This window comes from Cellulomonas gelida, assembly GCF_006538725.1.
GTDB lineage: Bacteria > Actinomycetota > Actinomycetes > Actinomycetales > Cellulomonadaceae > Cellulomonas > Cellulomonas gelida.
In genome coordinates this window covers 1-24,872 of the sequence record NZ_BJLQ01000034.1, presented here as the reverse complement: position 1 = coordinate 24,872, position 24,872 = coordinate 1, and the positions used below count along the sequence as shown (strand labels likewise).

Below are 24,872 nucleotides of genomic sequence, written 5' to 3'. Positions count from 1 at the left end.
GGCGCCGAGCGGATCGACCGTCAGGGAGCGCGCTCTGCGGCCTCCGTCAGGACCAGCCCTCACTCGGGGCCCCGGCCACGGCGATCTCGTGCCGCCGGTCCCCGAACAGCCGGACGATGCTCAGCGACGCGGGAGCGACCCGCAGCTGGCTCCACGACCCCGGGTTCGCGCCCATCGCGAGGCCCAGCGCGGCCCGGATGGCCACCGCGTGCGACACCACGACGACCGTGCGGCCGCGCGACGTCCGGAGCAGCTCGTCGTACAGCGACGCCAGGCGCTCCCCCACGTCGACGATCGACTCGCCGTCGGGGGGCCGCACGTCGGCGCGCGTGTGCCACGGCTCGAGCTGACCCGGCCAGCGCTCCTCGATCTGCACCGCGGTCAGGCCCTGCCACTGCCCGAAGTCGGCCTCCTTGACCCGGTCGTCGGTGTGGACGGGCAGACCGAGCCGCTCGGCGACGATCCCCGCGGTCTCCTGCGTGCGGACCATCGGCGACGCGCGCACCTCGCTCGGGTACTCGATGTCGCCCCACAGGTCGCGGCCCACGCGGTGGACGAGCGCCGCGGCCGCACGTGCCTGCGCGCGACCGTGCTCGTTGAGCGGCGGACCGGGCTCGCTCGAGCCCGAGTAGCCGCGCGAGACCGTCATCGCGGTCTCGCCGTGCCGCACCAGGACGACCGTCACCGGCGTCTCGTCGTCGAACCGCACACCGGCTCCCGACGGCCGCGGCACGCGCCCCGTGCCGGGGTCCGGCGCGGAGCCGGACGGCGCAGAGGCGGACGGCGCGGAGCCGGGGGGTACGGACGGGCTCGCCTCGGGGGCGTCGTGGTCGGTCACGATCGCAGTCTTCGCGTCCATCGCCCGGTTCGCCAGCCGGTCCGCAGCACCGTTGTCGGCGCGCGGCACCCACGTCCAGGTCACGGTCGCGGGGTCGACGAGAGCGCGCGCCTCGTCGGCGAGCCGTCGCATGTCGTCGTGCTTGATCTTCCACTCGCCGCTCATCTGCCGGATGACGAGCTGGGAGTCCATCCGGACCTCGATCGTCGCGCTCGGGTCGATGGCGAGCGCGGCTCGCAGGCCCGCGACGAGGCCCGAGTACTCGGCGACGTTGTTCGAGGCGATGCCCAGGTAGTCGGCCCGTTCGGCGAGCACGCGGCCGGTCGCCGCGTCGCGCACGAGCGCCCCGTACCCGGCGGGCCCCGGGTTCCCCCGGGAGCCGCCGTCCGCCTCGACGACGAGCCGGCGCGTCACTGGCCCTCGGGCAGCCGGACCAGGATGCGACCGCACTCCTCGCACCGCACGACCGCGTCTTCCGGCTTGGCCTTGATCCCGTCGAGGTCGAGCGGGTTCAGCTCGAGACGGCAGCCCTCGCACCGGCGTCCGCGCAGCGCCGCGGCTCCCGAGCCGCCGAGCTGAGCGCGCAGCCGGTCGTACAGCGTGACCAGTCCCGCGTCGAGGCCCGTCGCGACCGTGGCGCGCTCGGCCTGCACCTGCGCCACCTCGGCGTCGAGCTGCGCGAGCGCGGCGTCGCGCTGCGCCTCGATCTGCGACTTGCCCGTGACGAGCTGGGCGTGCGCGTCCTGCACCTCGGTGAGCGCACCTTCGTGCGCCTCGAGTCGCTCCATGACCTCGAGCTCGACCTCCTCGAGGTCACCCTGGCGCTTCGCGAGCGACTCGAGCTCGTGCTGCAGCGCCTGCAGGTCCTTCGCGGTGCCCTGGCCGCTGTCGAGCCGGCTCTGGTTGCGCGCGGCGCGGTCACGGACCTGCTGCACGTCGGCCTCGGCCTTGGCCAGCTCGCGCCGCAGGTCGGCCACGGCCGTCTGGGACGTGACGAGCGCGGTGTGCAGGTCGGCGACCTGCGCGTCGAGCTCGGCGATGCGCGCGAGCTCGGGAAGCGTCCGGCGCTTGTGCGCGAGCTGGTCGAGGCGCGTGTCGAGCGCCTGCACGTCGAGAAGTCGTCGCTGGTCCGCTGCGGGGGCGTTCGGCACGGGTGTCCTTCCGGCGCCCGCCCGGTGGGGCGGGTGTGGGGTGGGGTGGGGCTGGTGCGGGTGGGCTGGTCTGTCGCTGTGGTCGTCGGTCAGCTCGGGGCGTCGGCGCGGCTCGCGCGTCCCGTCCACGGGTCGGTGCGCCGCACGCTCACGCGGGTCTCCACCGTAGTGCCCAGGGCCTGCAGATCGGCCGCCAGGTCGCGTGCGGCGAGAGCGAGCCACGGCCACTCGGAGGCGAAGTGCGCGAGGTCGACGAGGTAGGGGGTCGCCGCGCGGCCGGACCGGGCGGCGTCGAACTCGGCGCGCTCGCGCTGCTCGGAGGCCGGGTGGTGGCGCAGGTCGGCGGTGACGTAGACGTCGGCCCCGGCTGCGCGCACGTCGTCGAAGAACGGGTCGCCCGACCCGCCGACGACCGCCACGCGCTCGATCGTCGCGTCGGGGTCGCCCGCGAAGCGCACCCCCTGCGCCGTGGCGGGCGTCGCGTCGGCGGCCGCCTGCGCGAAGGCCCGCAGGGTCGTCGGCTGCGGCAGGCGGCCGACGCGGCCGGTGCCGGTCGGGCCCGTCAGGCTCGCGAGCTCGAGCACGTCGAACGCGGGCTCCTCGTAGGGGTGCGCCGCCCGCATCGCCGCGACGACCGCGCTGCGGCGCGCGCGCGGCGCGACGAGCTCGACGCGCGCCTCGACGACCGTCGCGCGCTCCCCGACCGCCCCGATCGCGGGCGACGCCCCCGCGAGCGGGGTGAACGTCCCCTCGCCGGTGGTCGTCCACGCGCACCGCTCGTACTGGCCCACGGCCCCCGCACCGGCGCCCGACATCGCGTCCACGACGGCCTCGGCGTCGGCCACGGGGACGAACACCACGTGCTTGTCGAGCGGCGCGACGGGGTCCGCGACGAGCGGGACGACGTCGAGCAAGCCGAACGCGTCGGCCAGGGCGTCGGCCACGCCGCCGGTCGCCGCGTCGGCGTTGGTGTGCGCGGCGAGCAGCGCGCACCCGCCCCGCACGAGCCGGTGCAGCAGCGCGCCCTTGAACGTGGTCGCGGCGACGGAGTGCACGCCGCGCAGCAGCAGCGGGTGGTGCGTCACGACGAGGTCGGCGCCCCACTCGAGCGCCTCGTCCACCACCGTCGCCACGGGGTCCACCGCGAGCAGGACCTTGCGCACGGGTGCGTCGGGATCGCCCGCGACGAGCCCCACGGCGTCCCACGGCTCCGCGGTCGCAGGCGGGTAGCGCTGCTCGAGGAGACGGACGACGTCGGCCAGGCGGGGTGCGCTCACACGAGCACGCTACCGGCGACCACCGGCGCCACGGATCAGGCATGAGGGGGTCATGGCGTCACCCAGGTCGCTGGGCCGATCGTGCCGACGCTGACGTCGTGCCCGTCGACGCCGCCCGGCTTGTAGGCACGCACCCAGTACCCGCTCGACGCCGGCGCGTCCCAGACCACCGTGAACCGGCCGTTGGCGCGCACGCGGCTCGACGCCTCGGTGCGCCAGGTGCGCCCGACGAGCCGCTGCAGGTGGATCGCCGGGTTCGCCGCGGCGAGGACCGACGGTGCGGGCCACGCGTTGCCGGTCATGACCACGTCGCCGCGCTCGGCCGCGAGCCGCGCCCTCGCCTGCCACTTCACGGGCGGTTCGAGCTGGCCCGTCGCGGCGACCGTCAGGTACCGGCGCGCGCCGGAGCCCCACCCCGCGAGCGACCCGACGAAGCGCGTCTCCCCCACGCCGTACGTGGGCAGCGTGAGCACGCCGGACGACGAGGACCGCAGCGGGAACACGGTCGGGTACTGCGCGAGGAACTGCGGCGTGACGAGCGTGGTCCGCCAGGTCCAGTCGGGCTTGTCGACGACCCCCGGGCTCGACGCCGCGCTCACCGCCCCGGCGACCGGCGCCCGGTCGTCGCGCCGCACGAGCCGGAGCTGTGGCGTCCACCGTTCGGCGCCGGTCACGACCTTCACGGGGGCGTTCAGCACCTCGTACTCCCACGGGAGGCTCGGCGGCCCGCTCACCACGACGCGCGGTCCGCCCGCCACCGGGATCGTCGTCGTCGCCAGGTCGTCGTCCGTGACGACCAGCCGGGTGACGGTGATCGTGCCCGTCGAGACCGACGTGACGACCGCCGTGCCCGTCCAGGTCCCTGACGTCGACGTGCCCGCGGTCCGGTCCAGCCGGTCCCAGTACAGCTCCGACCGCCGGAGGTCGGTGGGGCGCACCGTCGTCGAGGGCACGACGCTCGCGTAGCCGACCGGGTACGGCTCGGTCTCGAAGTTCGTCAGGGTGTCCGGCAACCCGTCGGGGTCGCTCAGGCGGACCTCGAGCTCGAGCTCGGTGTACCCGCCGGGCATGCCGGGCCGAGTGTCGACGACCGTGAGGCCGTCCAGCGTCGTGGGCGTGTCCTCGGCCGCCGAGGCCGGGGCGAACGACGCGAGCGACGCAGTCGTGATGACCGCGACGGCCGCGAGCGTGAGCGGACGGCGTGCAGAGTGCGGGCCCATGGCGGCTCCTCGTCGAGCGGACCTCTCGGTGGGTCCACCGTACGACCACCGCACCGCGCGTGGAGACCGTCAGCCCAGCGGGACCACGGGGTCGCCGACGACGAGCTCGCCCGCGGTCTCCGGCACGAGCCGCACGCCGAACCAGACCTTGCCGTCCGCGCGACGGTGCCGGGCGAGCGTGCGCGTCGGCTCCCGACCCGTGCGCAGGGTCGTCAGGTCGACCGTCGTCATCACGCAACGGTCGCACCGCTCCGCGAAGCGCAGCACGACGTCCCCCACGCGCACCCGCTGCCAGGCGTCCTCGGCGAACGGCTCGAGGTCGCCGTCCACGACGAGCGTCGGCCGGAACCGCTCCATCGGGAGGGGCGCGTGGTCCTGCTCGGCCGCGAGCCAGTCGTTGAGCGCCCCGAGCGACGCGGCGGTCGTCAGGAGCACGGGCGCCGCGTCGGCGAGGCTCAGCGGGTCGCCGGGGCGCCCACCGTGGTGCGTCGACACGCTGCGTCGTCCGGGGTCGTCCAGCCAGACGAGCCGCACGGCGCGACCGAGCGCCGCCGACAGCCACGCGTCGACGTGCTCCGGGCACCCGGTCGCCCAGCCGACGCGCGACAGGGTCACGCCGACGCGCGGGCCGTCGCGCGGTTCCTGGACGACGATCGGGGCGAGGCCGGGCGCGGAGAGCGCGATCGCACCGTCGAGCGGGCGCGCCGTCAGGCCGAGCATGATCGGCACCTCGCGCGCGGTGACTGTGTCCCCGGCCCCGTCGACGACCATCCACCGCCGGTCGCCCCGCGGACCGAGCCGGTCCAGTGCCAGCCGGGAGACCTCGACCCCGCGCAGGGATTTCACGGGACGCACGGCGAGCGTCGAGACGTGGAGAGCCGGGCGGGTGGGGGCGGTCATGCGTCGTCCCTTCGATGCGAGCATGCAGGAGGGCGGTGCACTCCGGTCGGTGCAGCTGGGTCGGTGCAGCTGGGTCGGTGCAGCTGGGTCGGTGCAGTTGGGTCGGTGCAGTCGGGGCGGTGAGTCGGGGCCGCTGGTTCCCGACTCCGCTCATGGCGGCCCGGGGGCAAGTATCGCCTGGCCAGACGCCTGTCGGCGGCCCGTCGTTGATATACCCCCAGGGGTATCGTACGATCGTGGCATGAGCACAGCAGCGACGACCCCTGAGCCCCGCGAGCAGGCGCGCCCCGAGGGCGCCACGCGGATCGTCATCGTCGGCGGCGTGGCGGGCGGCATGAGCTGCGCCGCGCGCGCCCGGCGTCTCGACGAGTCCGCCGAGATCGTCGTGCTGGAACGCGGCGCGCACGTCTCGTTCGCGAACTGCGGCCTGCCGTACCACGTGGGCGACGAGATCCACGACGCCGACCGCCTGCTCGTGCAGACCCCTCAGTCCCTGCGGGCAGCCCTCGACCTGGACGTCCGGACCGGGCACGAGGTCACCGCGGTCGACGTGGAGCGCCAGTCGGTCCGCGTCCAGACGTCCGAGGGCGCCTTCGACCTGGGCTACGACGCGCTCGTCCTCGCGCCGGGGGCCCGGGCGACCCGACCGCCGATCGAGGGCCTCGACTCCCCCCGCGTCCGCACGCTGCGCACCGTCGAGGACGCGGTCGCGCTGCGCGGGCTGGTCGACGACGGCGCCCGCCGTGCCGTCGTGCTCGGCGCCGGCTTCATCGGGCTGGAGGCGGCCGAGGCGCTCGCGCACCGCGGTGTCGACGTGACGATCGTCGAGCTGGCCGCGCACGTGCTGCCCCCGCTCGAGCACGAGCTCGCGCACCTCGTCACGCAGGAGCTGCGCTCGCTCGGGGTCACGGTCCGCGCCGGGGTGTCCGCCACGGCGATCGAGCCCGGTGACGACCAGGACGTCGTCGTCCTGGCGGACGGCACCCGCATCGACGCGGACCTCGTGGTCCTGTCCGTGGGCGTGCGCCCGAACACCGAGGTGTTCGAGGCGTCGGGGATCGAGTGCGAGCGCGGTGCGATCGTCGTCGACGAGCACGGGCGCACCTCCGCCGACAAGGTGTGGGCCGTCGGCGACGCAGTCGTGTCGACCGACGCCGTCACCGGGCTGCGGCGCCCCGTCCCGCTCGCCGGCCCCGCCAACCGCGCGGGCAGGCTCGTGGCCGACGACATCCTGCGGCCGGGCACCGCGCGCGCCATCCCCACCCCGCTCGGGACCGCGATCGTGCGCGTGGGCGCCCTGACCGCCGCCACCACCGGCGCCAACCGCGCGGCGCTCGCGCTCGCCGGCCGCGCGTTCCGCACGCTGCACCTGCACCCCCTGCAGCACGCGGGGTACTTCCCGGGCGCGAGCCAGATGCACCTCGTCGTGCACGTCGACGCGGACTCCGGCCTGGTCCTCGGCGCCCAGGGCGTCGGGCACGACGGCGTCGACAAGCGCATCGACGTCCTGGCCACGGCGATCCGCTCCCACCTGCACATCGGCGACCTGATCGACCTCGACCTCGCCTACTCCCCGCCCTACGGGCAGGCGAAGGACGCGGTCAACCTCGCGGGCATGGTGGGCTCGAACGTCATGGACGGCACGCTGCGACTCTGGTACGCCGAGGACCTCGACCAGGTCCGGCAGGAGGCGCTGCTGCTCGACACGCGCACCGCGCAGGAGTACGCCACCGGGCACCTTCCCGGCTCGCTCCACATCCCGCACACCGAGCTGCGCGGACGCCTCGACGAGGTCCGTGAGGCCGCGCAGGGCAGGCCCGTGCGCGTGCTGTGCGCCTCCGGGGTGCGTTCGGCCATCGCCCACCGCGTGCTCACGCAGGCAGGGTTCGACTCCGCATCGCTCTCGGGCGGCATGCTGACCCTGCGCGCCGCGCTCGGCGACCGTGCCGGCCACGCCCTCGTGACGCCCGAGCTCGTCCCGGCATGACCGCCACACCCGAGCACGACCCGTCCACCCGTCCGTCCAGCTCGCCCACCCGAGGAGCACCCGTGGCCACGAACGACACCGACGCCCAGCGCCGCGTCCTGAACCGCCTGCGCCGCGCGCGCGGCCAGCTCAACGCCGTGATCGACGCGGTGGAGGCGGGCGGCTCGTGCCGCGACGTCGTCACCCAGCTCGCGGCCGTCTCGTCGGCCCTCGACCGCGCGGGCTTCGCGATCATCGCGACCGCGATGAAGGACTGCGTCATCGACCCCGACGGGGTCAACCGCGCCGAGGGCATCACGACCGAGGAGCTCGAGAAGCTCTTCCTCACCCTGGCCTGACGCCCAGCCCCCGCACGACCGGCAGCACCTACCAGACGCGGGTCCGGCCCGACCCCGTCGTCAGGCCCGCAAGGGGGCCGGCGGCGTACGACGTGCCGCCGGACTTCACCATGCCGACCAGGTCCACGTCGGCCCGCAGCGCCGACCCGTCGGGCGCCTCGAACTCGGCGGCCGGGAAGTGCGCGTACCCCAGCGTGGCGCCGTCCACGGGCGGCACCGTCGCGAGGTCGACGCCCGCCGGCAGGGTGATCTCGAGGTGCACCTCGGCGCCCTCGTCGGCGACGGTCACCTGCACCTCGTCGTCGGGCGCGAGCACGAGCGGCCGGACCTCCGCGTGGAACGCCTTCGCGCCGTTCGCGTACACGTTGTCGCGGATCTGCACCGGCAGCGTCTTGCCGTGGAACTGCGCGTGGTCGCCGAGGGACGGGTCGAGCCGGGCCCGGTACTCCTCCATCGTCGTCGGGTAGGCGTCGTACCCCGCGGTCCCGTAGCCGGCCGCGCGGTGGTGGGCGCCGCCGGCGTACGCGTCGTCGACGTCGCCGCCCAGGAACACGTTGCCGATCCACCGGTCGTCGCCGCCCGGGACGACCGCGAAGCCCGCGACCTGGGTCGAGTGCGGCACGTGGTACGGCGTGGAGCGGTCCATGACCGGCTCGAGCCGCACCGTCCCCGCGACGAGGTTGTGGAGGTAGGCGCCACCCTGGGCCACCACCTCGACCGCCGCGGCCGACGCCAGGACGTTGTGGTCGACGACGTACGGGCCGTGCGACACCTCGACGAACAGGTCGCGGTTGTTCCCGTACAGCAGGTTGCGGCTCACCCGCGTGCCCTGCGTCTGCCAGTCGAGCCAGATGCCGAGGGTCGTGTCGTGGATGCGGTTGTGCCGGATCTGCGTGTCGATCGCCGCGTGGAGCTTGATGCCCGCGATCTCGTGCCCGAAGAACTCGCGCTTGAGCGCGATGCGGTGGATGTGGTTGTCCTCGATCGTCGAGAACACGCACCCCAGGTGCCCGACGACGCCGTTCTGCCCGCAGTCGACGATCGTGTTGCGCCGCACCACGTGCGAGCCGACGTGCTCCCGGTCCCAGCCGATGTGCCGCGCGGAGAACACCGACTCGAGCTGGTACTGGTAGCCGGGCTTGTCGCCGCGCTGCGACGAGTCGTTGTCGCCGGTCGAGGCCTCCTTGCCGAGCGAGATCGCCGCGCACTTCGCGTCGTGGATGAGGTTGTCCTCGATGATCCAGCCCTTGGCCCAGTTCGGGCCGATGAGCCCCGGCTGGTCGGCGGTCGGCGGCGCCCACGGGGTCGCGGCGTGCGCGAGCTCGAAGCCACGGACCGTGATCCAGTCCACGTGGTGCCTGTCGGGGTAGAACACCGACCGGCGCACGTTGATCTCGACGAGGTCCTCGTTCGGGTCGGCGCCGTGGAAGTTGGCCCAGACGGTCGTGACGTCCTGCTCGACCTCCGCGTACCAGACGAACACGGTCTGGTCCGGGTCGTGGGTGGGCACGACCCGGCCCGTCCACACGTCGACGACCTCGGTGCGGCGCGGCGGGTCCTGGACCTCGTCGCGCGCGTGCACCTCGTAGAACGAGCGCCCGTCGAGGTAGACGTCGGCGAGGTGCTTGCGCGGCGCGCCCGGCTCGTAGATGGCCCAGTCCCCGTCGACCGTCTCGGCGAACGGGTTGACGTCACCGAACAGCGTGTTCGGCACGCTCACGCGCCACACGGTGCCGCCGTCCGGCTGCCAGCCCGTGACGCGCTCGGAGCCCTTGATCACCACGTGCTCACCAGGCGCGGCCGTGTACGTGATGCGGCGCTGGTCCGACAGGCCACCGCGGGCCGGCCTGACCCACTCGCGGTACTCCCCCTCGTGCACCACGACCGTGTCTCCTGGCCGCGCGAGCAGCGCCGCCCTGCTGATCGTCCGCAGAGGCGCGCTCGGCGTGCCCTCGGAGGTGTCCGAGCCGTCGACGGCGACGTGCAGATCGGGCATGAGACGAACCGTCCTTCGCGCGCGAGGGAGCAAGCCATCCGACGTGGGCCCGGCCGGGTTCGAACCGGCGACCCCCGCGGTGTAAGCGCGGTGCTCTGACCAGCTGAGCTACAGGCCCCTGCGGCCGCGAACCACCGCGCCCGACGGCGGCACAGCCTACCGGCCCTCCCGGGGCAGGCATCCGCAGCGCCCGCGACGAGCCACCGGTGGCACCAGGCGCCGCGCAGACGGCCCTCGTGCGGGCGTCAGACGCGCGCGAGCGCTGCCTCGACGTCGGCGACGAGGTCCCCGACCGACTCGAGACCCACCGAGAGCCGCACGATCGACTCCGTGACCTCGAGCGGCGTCCCGCGCACCGACGCGTGGGTCATGCTCGCCGGGTGGTTCACGAGCGACTCCACACCACCGAGCGACTCGGCGAGCGTGAACAGGCGCGTGGACTCGGCGAACCGGCGCGCGGCGGGACCGTCCGCGAGCTCGATGGTGAGCATCCCGCCGAAGCCGCTCGACTGGCGCACGGCGATCTCGTGCCCGGGGTGGTCCGGCAGGCCGGGGTAGTGCACGCGGGTCACCGCAGGGTGCTCGACGAGCCGCTGCGCGAGCGCGAGTGCGTTCTCGCCATGCCGCTGCATGCGCACGGCCAGCGTCTTGATCCCGCGCGTCGTGAGCCACGCGTCGAGCGGTCCGGAGACCGCACCCGCGGCGAACTGCAGGAACTTCACCTGCTCCGCGAGCCCGTCGTCCTGCAGCACGACCGCGCCGCCGACCACGTCCGAGTGCCCGCCGAGGTACTTCGTCGTCGAGTGCACGACGACGTCCGCACCGAGGCTCAGCGGACGCTGCAGCGCGGGCGTGGCGAAGGTGTTGTCGACGACCACGAGCGCGCCGTGCGCGTGCGCGAGGTCGGCGAGCGCCGCGATGTCGGTGATCCGCAGGTACGGGTTGCTGGGCGTCTCGGCCCAGATCAGCTTCGGCCGCTCGTCGAGCGCGTCGCGCACCGCGGACAGGTCGGTCAGGTCCACGACCCGGTGCCGCACACCCCACGCGCCGAGCACGCGCGAGACGAGCCGGTACGTGCCGCCGTACACGTCGTCGCCGATCAGCAGCTCGTCGCCGGGCTTGAGCACGGCGCGCAGGAGCGCGTCCTCGGCGGCGAGGCCGGAGGCGAACGACAGTCCGTGCGCGCCGCCCTCGAGCGTCGCGAGCTGCGTCTCGAGCGCGGTGCGCGTCGGGTTGCCCGCTCGTCCGTACTCGTATCCGCCGCGCAGCCCGCCGATCCCGTCCTGCACGTACGTCGAGCTCATGTGCACGGGCGGGATGACCGCGCCGGTGGTCGCGTCGGGGTCCTGGCCCGCGTGGATCGCCAGGGTCTCGAAGCCGACGTCGGGACGGTCGTCGTGGTGGCTCATGCGTGGTCTCCTCAGTGGCTCAGGAAGGTCAGGAGGTCGGCTCGCGTGACGACCGAGACGGGGGCGCCCTCGTCGACCACGAGCAGGGCGCTCGCCGTCGACAGCGCCTTGCGCGCCTGCGCGACGGACTCGTTCGCGCCGATCTGCGGCAGGCCGTCCTGGAGCACCGCGGACACCGCGTCGCCCATCTCGACCTCGCCCGAGAACACCTTCTCGAGCAGCGACTCCTCGTCGATCGCGCCGACGACCTCGCCGATGACGACCGGCGGCTCGGCGGTGAGCACCGGCAGCTGCGAGACGCCGAACTCCGTCATCATCGCGATCGCGTCGCGCACGGTGTCCGCGGGGTGCGCGTGCACGAGTGCGGGCAGCGACCCGTCCTTCGCGGTCACGACGTCGCGCACCGTGCGCTCCTCGGGCAGCGCGCTGAACCCGTACGAGCGCAGCCACGCGTCGTTGAAGATCTTGCCGAGGTACCCGCGCCCGCCGTCGGGCAGCAGCACGACGACGACCGCGTCGGCGGGCAGGTCGCGCGCGACCCGCAGCGCCGCGACGACGGCCATGCCGCTCGAGCCCCCGACGAGCAGGCCCTCCTCGCGCGCCAGGCGTCGCGTCACCTCGAACGACTCGGCGTCCGCGACGGCGACCACCTCGTCGACCACCGACGGGTCGTACGCGCCGGGCCAGAAGTCCTCCCCCACGCCCTCGACGAGGTAGGGCCGTCCGGTCCCCCCGGAGTAGACCGACCCGACCGGGTCGGCGCCGACGACGCGCACGGCGCCGCCGGAGACCTCTTTCAGGAACCGGCCCGTCCCGCTGATCGTGCCGCCCGTACCGACGCCCGCGACGAAGTGCGTGACGCGCCCGTCGGTGTCGCGCCAGATCTCGGGACCCGTGGTCTCGTAGTGGCTGAGCGGCCCGTTCGGGTTCTGGTACTGGTTGGGCTTGAACGCCCCCGGGATCTGCGCCGCGAGCCGGTCCGACACCGAGTAGTACGACTCCGGGTCGTCGGGGGCGACCGACGTGGGCGTCACGACGACCTCGGCGCCGTACGCGCGCAGCACGGCGCGCTTGTCCTCGCCCACCTTGTCCGGGACGACGAACACGCAGTGGTACCCGCGCTGCTGCGCGACGAGCGCGAGCCCCACGCCGGTGTTGCCGCTCGTCGGCTCGACGATCGTCCCGCCGGGCCGCAGCAGGCCGTCACGTTCGGCGGCGTCGATGATGCGCGCGGCGATGCGGTCCTTCGACGACCCACCGGGGTTGAGGTACTCGACCTTCGCGAGCACCGTGGCCGCGATGCCCTCGGTCACCGCGTGCAGCTGCACGAGCGGCGTGTCCCCGACGAGGTCGGTGATGCGGGAGGCGAATCTCATGGGTGCTGTCCTCTGGCTGGCCGCGCGCACGCGCGGCGACGGATCCGGGCGGAGGGATCGTCAGGGACGACAGCAGGAGCGCACCGCACCAGCCTAGCCCGTGCCCCGCGGACGCCCCACCGGGCACTGCCGCTCAGAGGGCCGCGAGCGCCTCGCGGTAAGCGGCGAGCGGCCGCGCCTGCCCGCGCGCGTTGACGACGCTCCAGCGCAGCACGCCCTCGGCGTCGATCAGGAACGACCCGCGCAGCGCGTGCCCGCTGCCCTCGTCGAACACGCCGTAGGCGCGGGCGACGTCGCCGTGCGGCCAGAAGTCCGCGAGGAGGTCGAACGTGTACTTCTCCTGCTCGGCCCAGGCCCGCAGCGAGAACATCGGGTCGCAGCTCACGACGAGCAGACGCACCCCGGCACGGTCGAAGTCCGCGATGTTGTCCCGCAGCTCGCACAGCTCACCCGTGCAGGTCCCCGAGAAGGCGAACGGCACGAACACGACGACCACCGGGGTGCCGCGCAGGTCGGCCAGCGAGACCGGCGTGCCGTGCGTGTCGGGCAACGTGAACCCGGGTGCGGGCTGACCGACGACGGGGAGCTTCGAGCCCTGCGGCTCGGTCACTTGCCGCGCCCGCGGGTGCCCAGCTTGGTCGCGGACCAGTCGGGCGCGATCGCGAACGTCGACATCGCGTGGAGCCCCGACGTGGTCGCAGCCTCCTCGATGTCGGAGTGGGAGACGTGCCCCGGGCGGCCGGCCTTCGGGGACAGCACCCAGATCGGGCCGTTGTCGTCGAGCACGGTCATCGCGTCGACGAGGAAGTCGGTCAGGTCACCGTCGTCGTCGCGGAACCAGATGACTGCACCGTCGGTGACGTCGTCGTAGTCCTCGTCGACGAGCTCCGTCCCGGTGACGGCCTCGACGGCCGCCCTCAGGGCCTCGTCGGCGTCGTCGTCGTAGCCGAGCTCCTGGATCACCTGACCCGAGGAGAAGCCCAGACGGGCAGCCTGCTGCTGCCCGGCGTCCGCACTGGCTGACACGTCCCGTCCGATCCCTTCGTCACGGCCTCCTCCGCAGGGAGCAGGCCTGTTCGATGTGCGCACAACCTAGCCCACCGCAGCGCGCGCCACCTGGCAAGGCCCCACGCGGCACGGGTCTGCCGGGGGTGCCGCGTGGGGCCGGTGTCACCGACGTCACGTGCCCCGCACGGGGCCCGCGTGTGACTTCTGGTGCTCAGGGTCCGACAATGGGGCGGACTACCCGCACCCGTGCACGCGGCCGCCAGCCGCGCGCGCTCGGGACCGGGCCGACGATGTGCGCCGAGGCCGTTCAGGGCCCGCGCGCCGACAAGAGGCGAGGAGCACTGGTGGCTCAGATCGACGAGACAGGCCCGCTCATCGGCGGCCTGCTCAGCCAGGTACCCGACATCGACCCCGACGAGACCGGTGAGTGGGTCGAGTCGCTCGACGGACTCATCGACGACAAGGGCGGCCCGCGCGCGCGGTACGTGCTCATGAGCCTCCTGCGCCGCGCGCGGGAGAAGAACGTCGCGATCCCGGCGTCGCTCAACACGCCGTACGTGAACACGATCGCGGTGCACAACGAGCCGTACTTCCCCGGCGACGAGGTCATCGAGCGCCGCTACCGCTCGTGGAACCGCTGGAACGCGGCCGTCATGGTGACGCGCGCCCAGCGTCCCGGCATCGGGGTCGGCGGGCACATCTCGTCGTACGCGTCCGTCGCGACGCTGTACGAGGTCGGCCTCAACCACTTCTTCCGCGGCAAGGACCACCCCGGCGGCGGTGACCAGATCTACTTCCAGGGCCACGCCTCCCCCGGCGTGTACGCCCGCGCGTTCCTCGAGGGCCGGCTCACCGAGCACCAGCTCGACGGGTTCCGCCAGGAGCTCTCCCACCCGGGCGGCGGCCTGCCGTCGTACCCGCACCCGCGCCTCGCGCCGGAGCTGTGGGAGTTCCCGACCGTCTCGATGGGCCTGGGTCCGTCGGGCGCGATCTACCAGGCGTGGACCAACCGGTACCTGCACAACCGCGGGATCAAGGACACGAGCCAGCAGGACGTCTGGGCGTTCCTCGGCGACGGCGAGATGGACGAGCCCGAGTCGCGCGGCCTGATCCACCTCGCGGCGCAGCAGAACCTCGACAACCTCACGTTCGTCGTGAACTGCAACCTGCAGCGGCTCGACGGTCCCGTGCGTGGCAACGGCAAGATCATCCAGGAGCTCGAGGCCGAGTTCCGCGGTGCCGGCTGGAACGTCATCAAGGTCGTGTGGGGCCGCGAGTGGGACGTCCTGCTCAACGCGGACAAGGACCGCGCGCTGGTCCACCTCATGAACACGACGCCGGACGGCGACTACCAGACCTACCGCGCCGAGAACGGCGCGTTCATCCGCGAGCACTTCTTCGGCCGCGACCCGCGGACCAAGCAGCTCGTCGAGAAGATGACCGACGACGAGATCTGGGCGCTCAAGCGCGGCGGTCACGACTACCGCAAGATCTACGCGGCCTACAAGGCGGCGCGTGAGCACACGGGCGCGCCGACGATCATCCTGGCGCACACGATCAAGGGCTACGGGCTGGGCTCGGGCTTCGCCGGTCGCAACGCGACGCACCAGATGAAGAAGCTCAAGATCGACGACCTCAAGACGCTCCGTGACACGCTGCACATCCCGTTCACGGACGCCCAGCTCGAGGAGAACCCCTACCTCCCGCCGTACTACCACCCGGGTACCGACGACGAGGCGATCCAGTACATGCTCGAGCGCCGCCGCCAGCTCGGCGGGTTCGTGCCCGAGCGCCGCTCGACGTACCAGCCCGTCACGACGCCGCCGGCCGAGCGGTACGAGAGCCTCGCCAAGGGTTCGGGCCAGCAGGAGGTCGCCACGACGATGGCGCTCGTGCGCCTGTTCAAGGACCTCCTGAAGGACAAGGAGTTCGGTCACCGCCTGGTGCCGATCATCCCCGACGAGGCCCGCACGTTCGGCCTCGACGCGATCTTCCCCAGCGCCAAGATCTTCAACACCGTGGGCCAGCACTACCTCGCGGTCGACCGCGACCTCATGCTGAGCTACAAGGAGTCCGAGTCCGGGCAGATCATGCACACCGGGATCAACGAGGCCGGCTCGGCCTCCGCGTTCCAGGCGGTCGGGACGTCGTACGCGACGCACGGCGAGCCGCTCGTGCCGTTCTACTTCTACTACTCGATGTTCGGGTTCCAGCGCACGGGCGACCAGTTCTGGGCGGCCGGCGACCAGATGGCGCGGGGCTTCCTCGTCGGCGCCACGGCGGGCCGCACCACGCTCACGGGCGAGGGCCTGCAGCACGCCGACGGGCACTCCCCGCTGCTGGCGGGGACCATGCCGCACGTCGTGCACTACGACGCGGCGTACGGCTACGAGCTGCGGCACATCGTGCGCGACGGCATCGACCGGATGTACGCGCCGGACAACGGCGGCCGCGACCGTGACGTCATCTACTACCTCACGGTCTACAACGAGCCGATCGTGCAGCCGGCCGAGCCGCAGGACGTCGACGTCGACGGCATCCTCAAGGGCATCTACCTGCTGTCCCCCGCCGAGGGCGACGGGCCGCGCGCCCAGATCCTCGCGTCGGGCGTGGCGGTGCCGTGGGCGCTCGAGGCGCAGAAGCTCCTGGCCGACGACTGGGGCGTGCGCGCCGCGGTGTGGTCGGTCACGTCCTGGAACGAGCTGCGCCGCGACGGGCTCGCCGCGGACCAGCAGGCGTTCCTGCACCCGGGCGAGGAGCCGCGCACGGCGTACCTGACGCGCAAGCTCGAGGGCGCCGAGGGTCCGTTCGTCGCGACGACGGACTACGACCACCTCGTCGCCGACCAGGTGCGCGCGTGGATCCCGGGCACGTATGCGACGCTCGGGGCGGACGGCTTCGGCTTCTCCGACACGCGCGCCGCCGCCCGCCGTCACTTCAAGATCGACGGCCCGTCGACCGTGGTGCGCGTGCTGCAGCAGCTCGCGCGCACCGGGGACGTCGCGGCGGACGCTCCCGCGCAGGCGATCGAGCGGTACGACCTGCACGACGTCACGGCCGGCACCTCGGGCAACACGGGTGGCGACAGCTGACACGCGACTGACGCATGACGAAGGGGGCCGACGATCGTCGGCCCCCTTCGTCATGCTCGGGCGTCCGTCATGCTCGGGCGTCCGTCAGGCTCGGGTGTCGTCGTGCCGCCGCGCCCGCGGGGTCAGGTGCCGGGGATGGCCTGGCGCGCCTGGGCGACGACCTGCTCGAGCTCGGCCCGCAGCGGGGCGACCGCCGCCTGGTCAGGGTAGAGGTCGAGGTTGGCGACGTACTGCTTGGCCTCGAGCGGTCGGTCCGCCTCGATCGCGGCGTGGACGAGCTGCCGGGCGACCTCGGGCTCGTGCTCCCGGGGGCGCCAGTGGCCGACGCCCAGACCGAGCGCGTCGACGGGCTTGCCGGCCTCGCGCAGCAGCGCGAGCGCCTCGAGGAGCGCAGCGCCCGACGGGTCGCGCTCGGCGGCGGTGGTGAGCCGACGCAGCGTGCCCTCGTGGTCGTCGCGCACCGACAGGCGCGCGACCTCGATCAGCGGGTACCACGCCCGGGGGTTGCCCGCGAGCTCCTCGCCGAGCGACCAGACCGCCAGGTCGGCGGCGCGCTGACGCGCCACCTCGTCCTGCGGCGCGGTGAGCGGGTCGCCGTCCGGGCCGGTCTCGCTGGCACGGCGGCGCACGATCTCCGCGAGCGCCGCGAAGGCGCGGACGTTGTTGGGGTCGTCGGACAGCATCGAGCGCAGGGCGTCCTCGTGAAGCGTGTCACCACGGCGAGCGGTGCTCGTCGGACGGCGGGCACCGACACGCGACGCGGACGACGGCCGACGCATGAGCTGTCGTAGGCGGGGCAGCAGAGCCATGCAGCGACCCTAACCCGGTCTGGTCCGGGCGTCCCGGTCGAGAACGACTTTCCGGGCGAGGCGGGCGCCCCGCCAACCCGGCGTCCGCACCCTGGGACGGCGGCGCGCGCTCGTCGCCTTTGTCGACTTCCCACAAGGCCCCGCCCTATGCTCACCCCATGGCCCGTATCGTCGAACCCGCCGGCGCGCGTGCGGGCAACCAGCGCGTGCCGCCCGGTCAGCCCGAGGCCACCCCGGCCGCACCGACGGAGACGCAGCGCCGCGTGCGCGAGGGCGCGGGCCTGCTGGCCGCCGCCGCGATGCGACGGCTCGACGAGGACCTGGACTGGTACCGCGCACTACCCGCTGAGGACCGCTCGTGGGTCGGGCTCGTGGCCCAGGCGGGCATCAGCTCGTTCATCGCCTGGTTCGCCGACTCGTCGCGCGCGCCGCACGGCGTGAGCGACATCTTCGCGAGCGCACCCCCCGAGCTCACGCGCTCGATCTCGCTGCAGCACACGCTGCACCTCGTGCGCGTGGTCGTCGACGTGGTCGAGTCGCACGCCGACCGGCTCGCGGCCCCGGGCGAGGAGCGCGAGCTGCGCGAGGCCGTGCTGCTGTACTCGCGCGAGGTCGCCTTCTCCGCGGCCGAGGTCTACGCACGCGCCGCCGAGGTCCGCGGGGCGTGGGACGCGCGGCTCGAGGCGCTCGTCGTGGACGCGCTCGTGCGGGGTGACGTCGACGACTCGACGCGCTCGCGCGTGGCCGCGCTCGGCTGGAGCGGCCGTGGTCAGACGCTCGTCGTCGTCGGAACGACGGCCGCGCCGATCGACGAGGTACGCGCCGCGGACCTGCGACGGGCCACGCGGCGCGCCGCCGACGACGCGCTCGTGGGGATCCAGGGCGACCGGCTCGTCGTGTTCCTCGGCGGCCAGGGCGACCTGCTCGCGGCCGCCACGTCGCTGCTGCCGCGGTTCGGGCCCGGCCCGGTCGTCATCGGTCCGCTGGTGGCCGACGTGACCGCGAGCGCCGCCTCGGCGCGCGCGGCGATCGCCGGGCTGCAGGCGGCGGCGGCCTGGCCGCAGGCTCCGCGGCCCGTCGCGGCCGACGACCTGCTCCCCGAGCGCGTGCTCGTCGGCGACGTGCTCGCGCGGCGCACGCTCGTCGCGCAGGCGTACGAGCCGCTGGCCGCGAGCCAGGGTGCGCTGCTCGAGACGATCTCGGCCTACCTCGGCACCGGCCGCTCGCTCGAGGCCGCGGCACGGTCGCTGTACGTGCACCCCAACACGGTCCGCTACCGGCTCAAGCGCGTCGCGGACGTCACGGGCTGGGACCCGCTGGACCCGCGCGAGTCGTACGTCCTGCAGACGGCGCTCGCCGTGGGTCGCCTCGACGCGCCCGCCTGACGGGCCGACGACGCGGGTCGCGCGCCCGCGGCACCGCGTGGGTGAGCGCCTCTTGTAGGACACGCACAACGCCTCGCCAGATTCTCGGTGCGCGCCGCCACCCGGTCGCGACGCCCGGTGCAGGCACAGTTGACGGGTGCTCGTCGTCGTCTGCCCCGGACAGGGTGCCCAGTCCCCCGGCATGCTCGCCCCCTGGCTCGAGCTGCCCTCCTTCGCCTCCTCGATCTCCCGCGCCTCGCAGGCCACCGGCCTCGACCTCGTCGCGCACGGCACGACCTCCGACGCGGACACGATCCGTGACACGGCCGTCGCGCAGCCGCTGCTGGTCGCCTCCGCTCTCGCGAGCCTGCGTACGGTGCTCGAGGTCGGCGAGGACGCCCCGCTCGGCGCGGCCCTGGGCGGCCGCGTCGACGTGACCGCGGGCCACTCGGTCGGCGAGCTCGCGGCGGCCGCCGTCGCAGGCGTCCTGACCGACGAGGAGGCGCTGCGGCTCGTGGCTGTGCGCGGCTCGGCCATGGCCCGCGCCGCGGCCGTGACGCCCACCGGCATGAGCGCCGTGCTGGGCGGCGACCCCGACGAGGTGCTCGCCGCGCTCGAGCGTCACGGGCTCGTGCCCGCGAACGTCAACGGGGGCGGCCAGGTCGTCGCCGCGGGCACGCTCGAGGCTCTCGCGGCCCTGGCGGCGGACCCGCCCGCCAAGGCCCGGGTGATCGCCCTGCAGGTCGCCGGCGCGTTCCACACCGAGCACATGGCTCCCGCCGTCGCCGAGCTGCGCGCGGCCGCGGACGCCGTGGCGCCGGGCGAGCCGGCGGTCGCGCTGCTGACCAACTCCGACGGTTCCGTGGTCGCCTCCGGGTCCCGCGCGCTCGAGCTCGTCGTCGCACAGGTCGCGCACCCCGTGCGCTGGGACCTGTGCTGCACGACGCTGCTCGACCTCGGCGTGACCGGTCTGCTGGAGGTCGCGCCCGGAGGTGTGCTCACCGGTCTGGCGCGTCGTACGCTGCCCGGGGTCGAGACCGTCGCCGTCAAGACCCCCGCCGACCTGGACGCCGCACGCGACCTCGTGCGCCGCCACGCCGGATCCACCCCGGACGCGGGTTCGACCCCGTCCGCGAGCAGCCAGGAGCAGTCGTCGTGACCCGTCCCACCCTGACGCAGTCCACCGGCCCCGCCCACACCCGGATCCTCGGGATCGGGGGCGTCCGTGGCGAGAACCTCGTGACGAACGACGAGATCGCCGGCCCGATCGACTCGTCCGACGAGTGGATCCGCCAGCGGACCGGGATCGTGACCCGCGCCCGCGCGGGCGCTGAGACGGACGTGCTCGACCTCGCCGAGCAGGCCGCGCGCCGGGCGGTCGAGCACGCCGGCCTGACGGGTGCGGACATCGACGCCGTCATCCTGTCGACCGTCACGTACTTCCACCAGACGCCCGCGGGAGCGGCGATCATCGCCGACCGCATCGGCGCGACGCCCGCCGCGGCCTTCGACATCTCGGCCGCGTGCGCCGGCTACTGCTACGGCATCGGCCAGGCCGACGCGCTCGTGCGCTCCGGCGCAGCGCGTCACGTGCTGGTGATCGGCGCCGAGAAGATGAGCGACTTCATCGACCCGACCGACCGCTCGATCTCGTTCCTGCTGGGCGACGGCGCGGGCGCCGTGGTGATCGGGCCGTCGGACACGCCGGGCATCGGCCCGACGGTCTGGGGCTCGGACGGCGGCCAGGCGCAGGCGATCCGCCAGACCCACTCCTGGAAGGAGACCCAGACGGGCGCGGGCTGGCCCACGCTGCGCCAGGAGGGCCAGTCGGTCTTCAAGTGGGCGGTGTGGCAGATGGCACCCGTCGCGCAGAAGGCGATGGACGCCGCGGGAGTCACCGCCGACGACATCGAGGCGTTCATCCCGCACCAGGCGAACATGCGCATCATCGACCAGATGATCAAGCAGCTGAAGCTGCCCGAGACGGTCGTCGTCGCGCGGGACATCGCCGACACCGGCAACACGTCGGCCGCGTCCATCCCGCTGGCCACCGAGCGGCTGCTGCGCGAGGGCAAGGTGTCCTCGGGCGCGCTCGCCCTGCAGATCGGCTTCGGTGCCGGGCTGGTCTACGCGGCGCAGGTCGTCGTCCTGCCCTGATCGTCGACCGTCCTCGGACGGCGACACCTCATCTTCGGTCCGGCCGCCCCGGCTGTACCGTTCGTCCGACCCCTCACGTCACCCACGAAGGAGACAACCATGGCGTACAGCGAGCAGGACATCCTGGCCGGACTGGCCGAGATCGTCAGCGAGGAGACCGGCCTGCCGACCGACGCGGTCCAGGTGGAGAAGTCCTTCACCGACGACCTCGACATCGACTCGCTGTCGATGATGACGATCGTCACGCTCGCCGAGGAGAAGTTCGACGTGCGCATCCCCGACGACGAGGTCAAGAACCTCGCGACCGTCGGCGACGCCGTCAGCTTCATCGCGAACGCGCAGTCCTGACCACCCTGGTCCGTCCTGCGCGCGACGCGCAGGACGGACCGGCGGGCGCCCCAGGCCACTCTGCCCGGACCACCGCCCACCGAACCCGCGAGACCGGGACCCGACCTCACTGGGAGCAGCGATGAGCCACACGACCGACGTCGTCGTCACCGGACTGGGCGCCACGACACCCCTCGGCGGCGACGCGAAGAGCACGTGGGCCGCAGCCCTCGCGGGCGAGTCCGGCGCGCGCCCGTTCGAAGAGGACTGGTCCGCCCAGTACGGCATCCCCGTCGAGTTCGCGGCCACCATCAAGGTCAAGCCGAGCGAGGTGCTCGAGCGGCCCGAGCTCAAGCGCATGGACCCCTCGACGCAGTACGCGATCATCGCGGCGCGCGAGGCGTGGGCCGACGCCGGCACCCCCGAGGTCGACGGCGAGCGTCTGGGCGCCGTCGTGTCGTCGGGCATCGGCGGGATCTGGACCACGCTCGACGGCTGGGACCTGCTGCGGGAGAAGGGCGCCCGGCGCGTCCTGCCCATGACCGTCCCCATGCTCATGCCGAACTCGCCCGTCGCGTTCGTGTCGCTCGAGTTCGGCGCGAAGGCGGGCGCGCATGCGCTGGTCTCGGCGTGCGCGTCGGGTGCCGAGGCGATCGGCTACGGCGTCGACATGATCCGCGCCGGCCGCGCCGACGTCGTCATCGCGGGCGGCACCGAGGCGACCATCCACCCGATGCCGATCGCTGCGTTCGCGGCCTCGCGCACGCTCTCGCTGCGCAACGACGACCCGCAGGGCGCCTCGCGCCCGTACGACGTCGACCGCGACGGGTTCGTGATCGGCGAGGGAGCGGGTGTCGTCGTCCTCGAGAGCGCCGAGCACGCCGCTGCGCGCGGTGCGCGTGTCTACGCCCGCATCGCCGGTGTCGGCCTGTCCGCCGACGGCTACCACATCACCTCCCCGGAGCCGAGCGGCGACGGGCAGATCCGCGCGATGCGCGCGGCGCTCCAGGAGTCGGGTGTCGCCGCGACGGAGGTCGTGCACGTCAACGCGCACGCCACGTCGACCGTCGTCGGCGACCTCATCGAGGCGCGCTCGATCCGTGGCGTCCTGGGCGACGACGCGGACCACGTCGCACTGTCGGCCACCAAGTCGATGACCGGTCACCTGCTGGGCGGCGCCGGCGCGCTCGAGACGATCTTCACAGTGCTGGCGCTGCACGAGCGCCAGGCTCCCCCGACCATCAACGTGACGCAGCCGGACCCCGAGCTCGTGCTCGACCTGGTCCGTGACACGCCGCGAGCCCTGCCCGCCGGTGAGATCGCGGCGATCAACAACTCGTTCGGCTTCGGCGGCCACAACGTGGCCCTGGTGGTCACCTCCGCCTGACGGACCACCGACGACGAGAGGGGCGCCCCGGTCAGGAGCGCCCCTCTCGTCGTCTGTCGGCTCAGCCGACCCGGTGCAGCCAGCGCACGGGTGCGCCCGCGCCCGCGTACCGGAACGGCTCGAGCTCGTCGTCCCACGCCTGACCGAGCGCGAGGTCCAGCTCGGCGCGCAGCCGGGCGGCGTCCCCCGCGTGCTCGAGCGCCGCACGGATGCGGTCCTCGGGGATCACGACGTTGCCGTGGACGTCGGTCGCGGCGTGGAAGATCCCGAGGTCGGGCGTGTGGCTCCAGCGCGAGCCGTCCACGCCGTGGCTCGGCTCCTCGGTGATCTCGTAGCGCAGGTGCGCCCACCCGCGCAGCGCGGACGCGAGGCGCGCGCCGGTGCCGGGGGCACCCTGCCACGAGAGCTCGGCGCGGTAGAACGCCGGTCCGGCGGGCTGCTCGGTCCAGTCCAGCGACACGCGCTGACCCAGCACGTTGCCTGCTGCCCACTCGATGTGCGGGCACAGCGCACGGGGTGCTGAGTGCACGAAAAGCACACCGCGGGTGATCGCACCTGCCATGTCGTCCTCCATCAGCGGCTCGAGGTTCGTCTTCCCCAACGACCTCGTCCCACCGTTCAGACCACCTGTGGCGCTCGCGGCGTACGTCCACAGGATGCACGACGACCGCGTGTCGTGCCAAGCGACCGCGCCGGGCGCCGCCCGTGCGGGTGAACGACACGCCCGCTGACCTCCGGATTACCGCACCGAACGGCTCGGAATTTGACACCGCCGACGCGCGTGGTCTTGACTCGCCCCGGATCGGCGCAGCACCGATCAGCAGGTCGGGCCCAGTGCCCTGCCACGCGGCCGAGGCCGCCTGACGAGAGGTCGACGATGCGCACGCGGACGACGGACACCCGGACCACCGAGCCTTCGGGCACGGTCGTCATGTGTCTGCGCGCCTCGTGTCGCTCGATGCTCTGCCGCTGAGCCGTCCGACCGGCCGCCGGCCGCGTCCGTAGCCGCTCCACCCCGCTCGCACCCTCCGGTCCGGGCGGACGACATCCGCCGCCAGGTCATCCCGTGCGGCCGCGCGACCCCACCGCTCGTGCCCGCACGCGCCGTGCTGCCCGTCGCATCCTTCCGGCCGCCCGTCGACCGCCTCGCCACGGCACCGCTGACGTGCCCCTCACCTTGGAGACCACCATGTCTGACACCCCGAACCCGACGAACCCGACCGACGGTGCCGCGCCCGTCCTGCCCCCGAGGTCCGGCGGCTCGCGCCGCGGGCTGATCGCGGGCGTCGTCGTCGCGGCGGTCGTCGTCGCGGGCGCCGCGACCGCCTACCTGCTCAACCGTGACTCCGACGACGACGCCGCAGGCGGGGGCAGCACCTCGTCGGCCCGGCCGACCGTCGTCCGCCTGGGCACGACCGAGATCGCGCAGCCGCACTGGGAGATCCTCAAGGCGCTCGCCGCGAAGGAGAACATCGACCTCGAGCTCGTCGGCTTCTCGGAGTACACGCAGCCGAACCCGGCGCTGGCGGACGGCGAGATCGACCTCAACGCGTTCCAGCACGTGCTGTACCTGGCGGACCACAACAACAACACGGGAGACGACCTGCAGCCGATCGGGTCGACGCTCATCGTCCCGCTCCCGCTCTACTCCGAGAAGCACGAGAAGGTCGAGGAGTTCACGAAGGGCGAGCAGGTGGCGATCCCGAACGACTCGACCAACCAGGCGCGTGCGCTGTTCGTCCTCGAGTCGGCGGGGCTCATCGAGCTCACGGGCGACCCCGCCGTGCCGACGCCCGACGACGTCGACACCGACGCGTCGACGGTCGTCGTGCGGCCGGTCGAGGCGTCGCAGACCGCAGGTCTCATCGCCGACCCGGACATCGCGGGCGTCGTCGTGAACAACAACTTCGCGACCGACGCGGGCTTCGACCTCGACGGCTTCGTGTACGCCGACGACCCGGCCTCCCCCGGCGCCCAGCCGTACATCAACGTGATCGTCGCCCGCGCCGACGAGCTCGACAACCCCGTGTACCAGCGGATCGTCGAGCTCTACCACGACCCGTCCGTGCTCGAGTCGGTCGTGGAGTCGTCGGGCGGCACCGCCGTGATCGTCGAGGGCTACGACGCGGCCAAGCTTCAGGACGTCCTGGCCACCACGCAGGAGAACCTGCGCGCGGCCGGCTGACCACCCGCCGCGGGTCGCGGTGCGCGCGAGCCCCTGCTCGTCGCGCACCGC

21 protein-coding genes and 1 tRNA gene are annotated in these 24,872 nt (G+C 73.6%); 9 read left to right on the top strand and 13 right to left on the bottom strand.

The genetic code is table 11. The annotated features are described in order from the left end of the window. Positions 1-46: 46 nt before the first annotated feature. The 5 genes from CGE01nite_RS13370 to CGE01nite_RS13350 form a co-directional block, all read right to left on the bottom strand. Entirely contained in the window at positions 47-1,252 is a 1,206-nt protein-coding gene (locus CGE01nite_RS13370; RefSeq protein WP_141371362.1) for a bifunctional RNase H/acid phosphatase, read from the bottom strand. Next, the gene (locus CGE01nite_RS13365) at positions 1,249-1,989 is read right to left on the bottom strand and encodes a zinc ribbon domain-containing protein (RefSeq protein WP_141371361.1); all 741 of its coding nucleotides are present in this window, start codon (positions 1,987-1,989) and stop codon (positions 1,249-1,251) included. The genes CGE01nite_RS13370 and CGE01nite_RS13365 overlap by 4 nt, the downstream gene beginning before the upstream one ends. Before the next feature lie 89 nt (positions 1,990-2,078). After that, on the bottom strand, positions 2,079-3,266 hold the full coding sequence (locus CGE01nite_RS13360; protein ID WP_141371360.1) for a Nif3-like dinuclear metal center hexameric protein: 1,188 nt from the start codon (positions 3,264-3,266) through the stop codon (positions 2,079-2,081). 50 nt (positions 3,267-3,316) lie between these two features. Further along, entirely contained in the window at positions 3,317-4,486 is a 1,170-nt protein-coding gene (locus CGE01nite_RS13355; protein ID WP_048342121.1) for a hypothetical protein, read from the bottom strand. A gap of 69 nt (positions 4,487-4,555) precedes the next feature. Beyond that, positions 4,556-5,386, bottom strand: a complete 831-nt coding sequence (locus CGE01nite_RS13350) for an MOSC domain-containing protein (RefSeq protein WP_141371359.1) — start codon at positions 5,384-5,386, stop codon at positions 4,556-4,558. 241 nt (positions 5,387-5,627) lie between these two features. Here CGE01nite_RS13350 and CGE01nite_RS13345 point away from each other — a divergent pair, with 241 nt between their 5' ends. Continuing rightward, entirely contained in the window at positions 5,628-7,373 is a 1,746-nt protein-coding gene (locus CGE01nite_RS13345) for an FAD-dependent oxidoreductase (protein ID WP_141371358.1), read from the top strand. Between the two features lie 62 nt (positions 7,374-7,435). Beyond that, on the top strand, positions 7,436-7,711 hold the full coding sequence (locus tag CGE01nite_RS13340) for a metal-sensitive transcriptional regulator (protein ID WP_048342118.1): 276 nt from the start codon (positions 7,436-7,438) through the stop codon (positions 7,709-7,711). Positions 7,712-7,739: 28 nt separating this feature from the next. Here the strand turns inward: CGE01nite_RS13340 and CGE01nite_RS13335 are convergent, their stop codons facing one another. The 6 genes from CGE01nite_RS13335 to CGE01nite_RS13310 form a co-directional block, all read right to left on the bottom strand. Then, positions 7,740-9,707, bottom strand: coding sequence for a right-handed parallel beta-helix repeat-containing protein (locus CGE01nite_RS13335; protein ID WP_141371357.1), 1,968 nt, complete (start codon positions 9,705-9,707; stop codon positions 7,740-7,742). 44 nt (positions 9,708-9,751) lie between these two features. Continuing rightward, positions 9,752-9,825 (bottom strand) — tRNA-Val (locus CGE01nite_RS13330). A gap of 127 nt (positions 9,826-9,952) precedes the next feature. Then, positions 9,953-11,116 (bottom strand): cystathionine gamma-synthase, encoded by a 1,164-nt coding sequence (locus tag CGE01nite_RS13325; protein WP_048342117.1) that lies wholly within the window; start codon positions 11,114-11,116, stop codon positions 9,953-9,955. 11 nt (positions 11,117-11,127) lie between these two features. After that, positions 11,128-12,492 carry a cystathionine beta-synthase gene (locus CGE01nite_RS13320; RefSeq protein WP_048342116.1) on the bottom strand — a complete coding sequence of 455 codons (1,365 nt, stop codon included), beginning with the start codon at positions 12,490-12,492 and terminating at the stop codon, positions 11,128-11,130. A 133-nt stretch (positions 12,493-12,625) separates the two neighbouring features. Next, positions 12,626-13,102 carry a peroxiredoxin gene (locus CGE01nite_RS13315; protein ID WP_048342115.1) on the bottom strand — a complete coding sequence of 159 codons (477 nt, stop codon included), beginning with the start codon at positions 13,100-13,102 and terminating at the stop codon, positions 12,626-12,628. After that, on the bottom strand, positions 13,099-13,518 hold the full coding sequence (locus CGE01nite_RS13310) for a DUF3052 domain-containing protein (protein ID WP_048342114.1): 420 nt from the start codon (positions 13,516-13,518) through the stop codon (positions 13,099-13,101). Before CGE01nite_RS13310 ends, CGE01nite_RS13315 begins: the two co-directional genes overlap by 4 nt. A gap of 326 nt (positions 13,519-13,844) precedes the next feature. Here CGE01nite_RS13310 and aceE point away from each other — a divergent pair, with 326 nt between their 5' ends. Beyond that, positions 13,845-16,592, top strand: a complete 2,748-nt coding sequence (gene aceE / locus CGE01nite_RS13305) for a pyruvate dehydrogenase (acetyl-transferring), homodimeric type (RefSeq protein ID WP_048342113.1) — start codon at positions 13,845-13,847, stop codon at positions 16,590-16,592. Positions 16,593-16,714: 122 nt separating this feature from the next. On the opposite strand, the gene CGE01nite_RS13300 is transcribed toward aceE, so the two are convergent. Then, positions 16,715-17,401, bottom strand: a complete 687-nt coding sequence (locus CGE01nite_RS13300; protein ID WP_229747410.1) for a hypothetical protein — start codon at positions 17,399-17,401, stop codon at positions 16,715-16,717. Between the two features lie 158 nt (positions 17,402-17,559). Here CGE01nite_RS13300 and CGE01nite_RS13295 point away from each other — a divergent pair, with 158 nt between their 5' ends. From CGE01nite_RS13295 to CGE01nite_RS13275, 5 genes are all read left to right on the top strand, one after another. Continuing rightward, positions 17,560-18,786: a PucR family transcriptional regulator gene (locus tag CGE01nite_RS13295; protein WP_170210974.1), complete on the top strand. Its 1,227-nt coding sequence runs from the start codon at positions 17,560-17,562 to the stop codon at positions 18,784-18,786. A 136-nt stretch (positions 18,787-18,922) separates the two neighbouring features. Then, positions 18,923-19,924 carry an ACP S-malonyltransferase gene (locus CGE01nite_RS13290; protein WP_141371356.1) on the top strand — a complete coding sequence of 334 codons (1,002 nt, stop codon included), beginning with the start codon at positions 18,923-18,925 and terminating at the stop codon, positions 19,922-19,924. Then, positions 19,921-20,922, top strand: coding sequence for a beta-ketoacyl-ACP synthase III (locus CGE01nite_RS13285; protein ID WP_048342110.1), 1,002 nt, complete (start codon positions 19,921-19,923; stop codon positions 20,920-20,922). The genes CGE01nite_RS13290 and CGE01nite_RS13285 overlap by 4 nt, the downstream gene beginning before the upstream one ends. 99 nt (positions 20,923-21,021) lie before the next feature. Then, positions 21,022-21,270, top strand: coding sequence for an acyl carrier protein (locus tag CGE01nite_RS13280; RefSeq protein ID WP_141371355.1), 249 nt, complete (start codon positions 21,022-21,024; stop codon positions 21,268-21,270). Positions 21,271-21,391: 121 nt separating this feature from the next. After that, on the top strand, positions 21,392-22,636 hold the full coding sequence (locus CGE01nite_RS13275) for a beta-ketoacyl-[acyl-carrier-protein] synthase family protein (RefSeq protein ID WP_048342108.1): 1,245 nt from the start codon (positions 21,392-21,394) through the stop codon (positions 22,634-22,636). Between the two features lie 61 nt (positions 22,637-22,697). On the opposite strand, the gene CGE01nite_RS13270 is transcribed toward CGE01nite_RS13275, so the two are convergent. Beyond that, the gene (locus CGE01nite_RS13270) at positions 22,698-23,198 is read right to left on the bottom strand and encodes a DUF3145 domain-containing protein (protein ID WP_048342167.1); all 501 of its coding nucleotides are present in this window, start codon (positions 23,196-23,198) and stop codon (positions 22,698-22,700) included. 627 nt (positions 23,199-23,825) lie between these two features. Between CGE01nite_RS13270 and CGE01nite_RS13265 the strand changes: the two genes are divergently transcribed. Beyond that, positions 23,826-24,821, top strand: coding sequence for a MetQ/NlpA family ABC transporter substrate-binding protein (locus CGE01nite_RS13265; protein WP_141371354.1), 996 nt, complete (start codon positions 23,826-23,828; stop codon positions 24,819-24,821). The last annotated feature ends 51 nt before the right edge of the window (positions 24,822-24,872 follow it).

Bases quoted from the DNA above. Each gene is read 5' to 3' on its own strand.
- CGE01nite_RS13355 (WP_048342121.1), bottom strand. From the start codon at position 4,486: ATGGGCCCGCACTCTGCACGCCGTCCGCTCACGCTCGCGGCCGTCGCG.
- CGE01nite_RS13350 (WP_141371359.1), bottom strand. From the start codon at position 5,386: ATGACCGCCCCCACCCGCCCGGCTCTCCACGTCTCGACGCTCGCCGTG.
- CGE01nite_RS13345 (WP_141371358.1), top strand. From the start codon at position 5,628: ATGAGCACAGCAGCGACGACCCCTGAGCCCCGCGAGCAGGCGCGCCCC.
- CGE01nite_RS13335 (WP_141371357.1), bottom strand. From the start codon at position 9,707: ATGCCCGATCTGCACGTCGCCGTCGACGGCTCGGACACCTCCGAGGGC.
- CGE01nite_RS13325 (WP_048342117.1), bottom strand. From the start codon at position 11,116: ATGAGCCACCACGACGACCGTCCCGACGTCGGCTTCGAGACCCTGGCG.
- CGE01nite_RS13320 (WP_048342116.1), bottom strand. From the start codon at position 12,492: ATGAGATTCGCCTCCCGCATCACCGACCTCGTCGGGGACACGCCGCTC.
- CGE01nite_RS13300 (WP_229747410.1), bottom strand. From the start codon at position 17,401: ATGGCTCTGCTGCCCCGCCTACGACAGCTCATGCGTCGGCCGTCGTCC.
- CGE01nite_RS13295 (WP_170210974.1), top strand. From the start codon at position 17,560: ATGGCCCGTATCGTCGAACCCGCCGGCGCGCGTGCGGGCAACCAGCGC.
- CGE01nite_RS13280 (WP_141371355.1), top strand. From the start codon at position 21,022: ATGGCGTACAGCGAGCAGGACATCCTGGCCGGACTGGCCGAGATCGTC.
- CGE01nite_RS13275 (WP_048342108.1), top strand. From the start codon at position 21,392: ATGAGCCACACGACCGACGTCGTCGTCACCGGACTGGGCGCCACGACA.
- CGE01nite_RS13270 (WP_048342167.1), bottom strand. From the start codon at position 23,198: ATGGCAGGTGCGATCACCCGCGGTGTGCTTTTCGTGCACTCAGCACCC.
- CGE01nite_RS13265 (WP_141371354.1), top strand. From the start codon at position 23,826: ATGTCTGACACCCCGAACCCGACGAACCCGACCGACGGTGCCGCGCCC.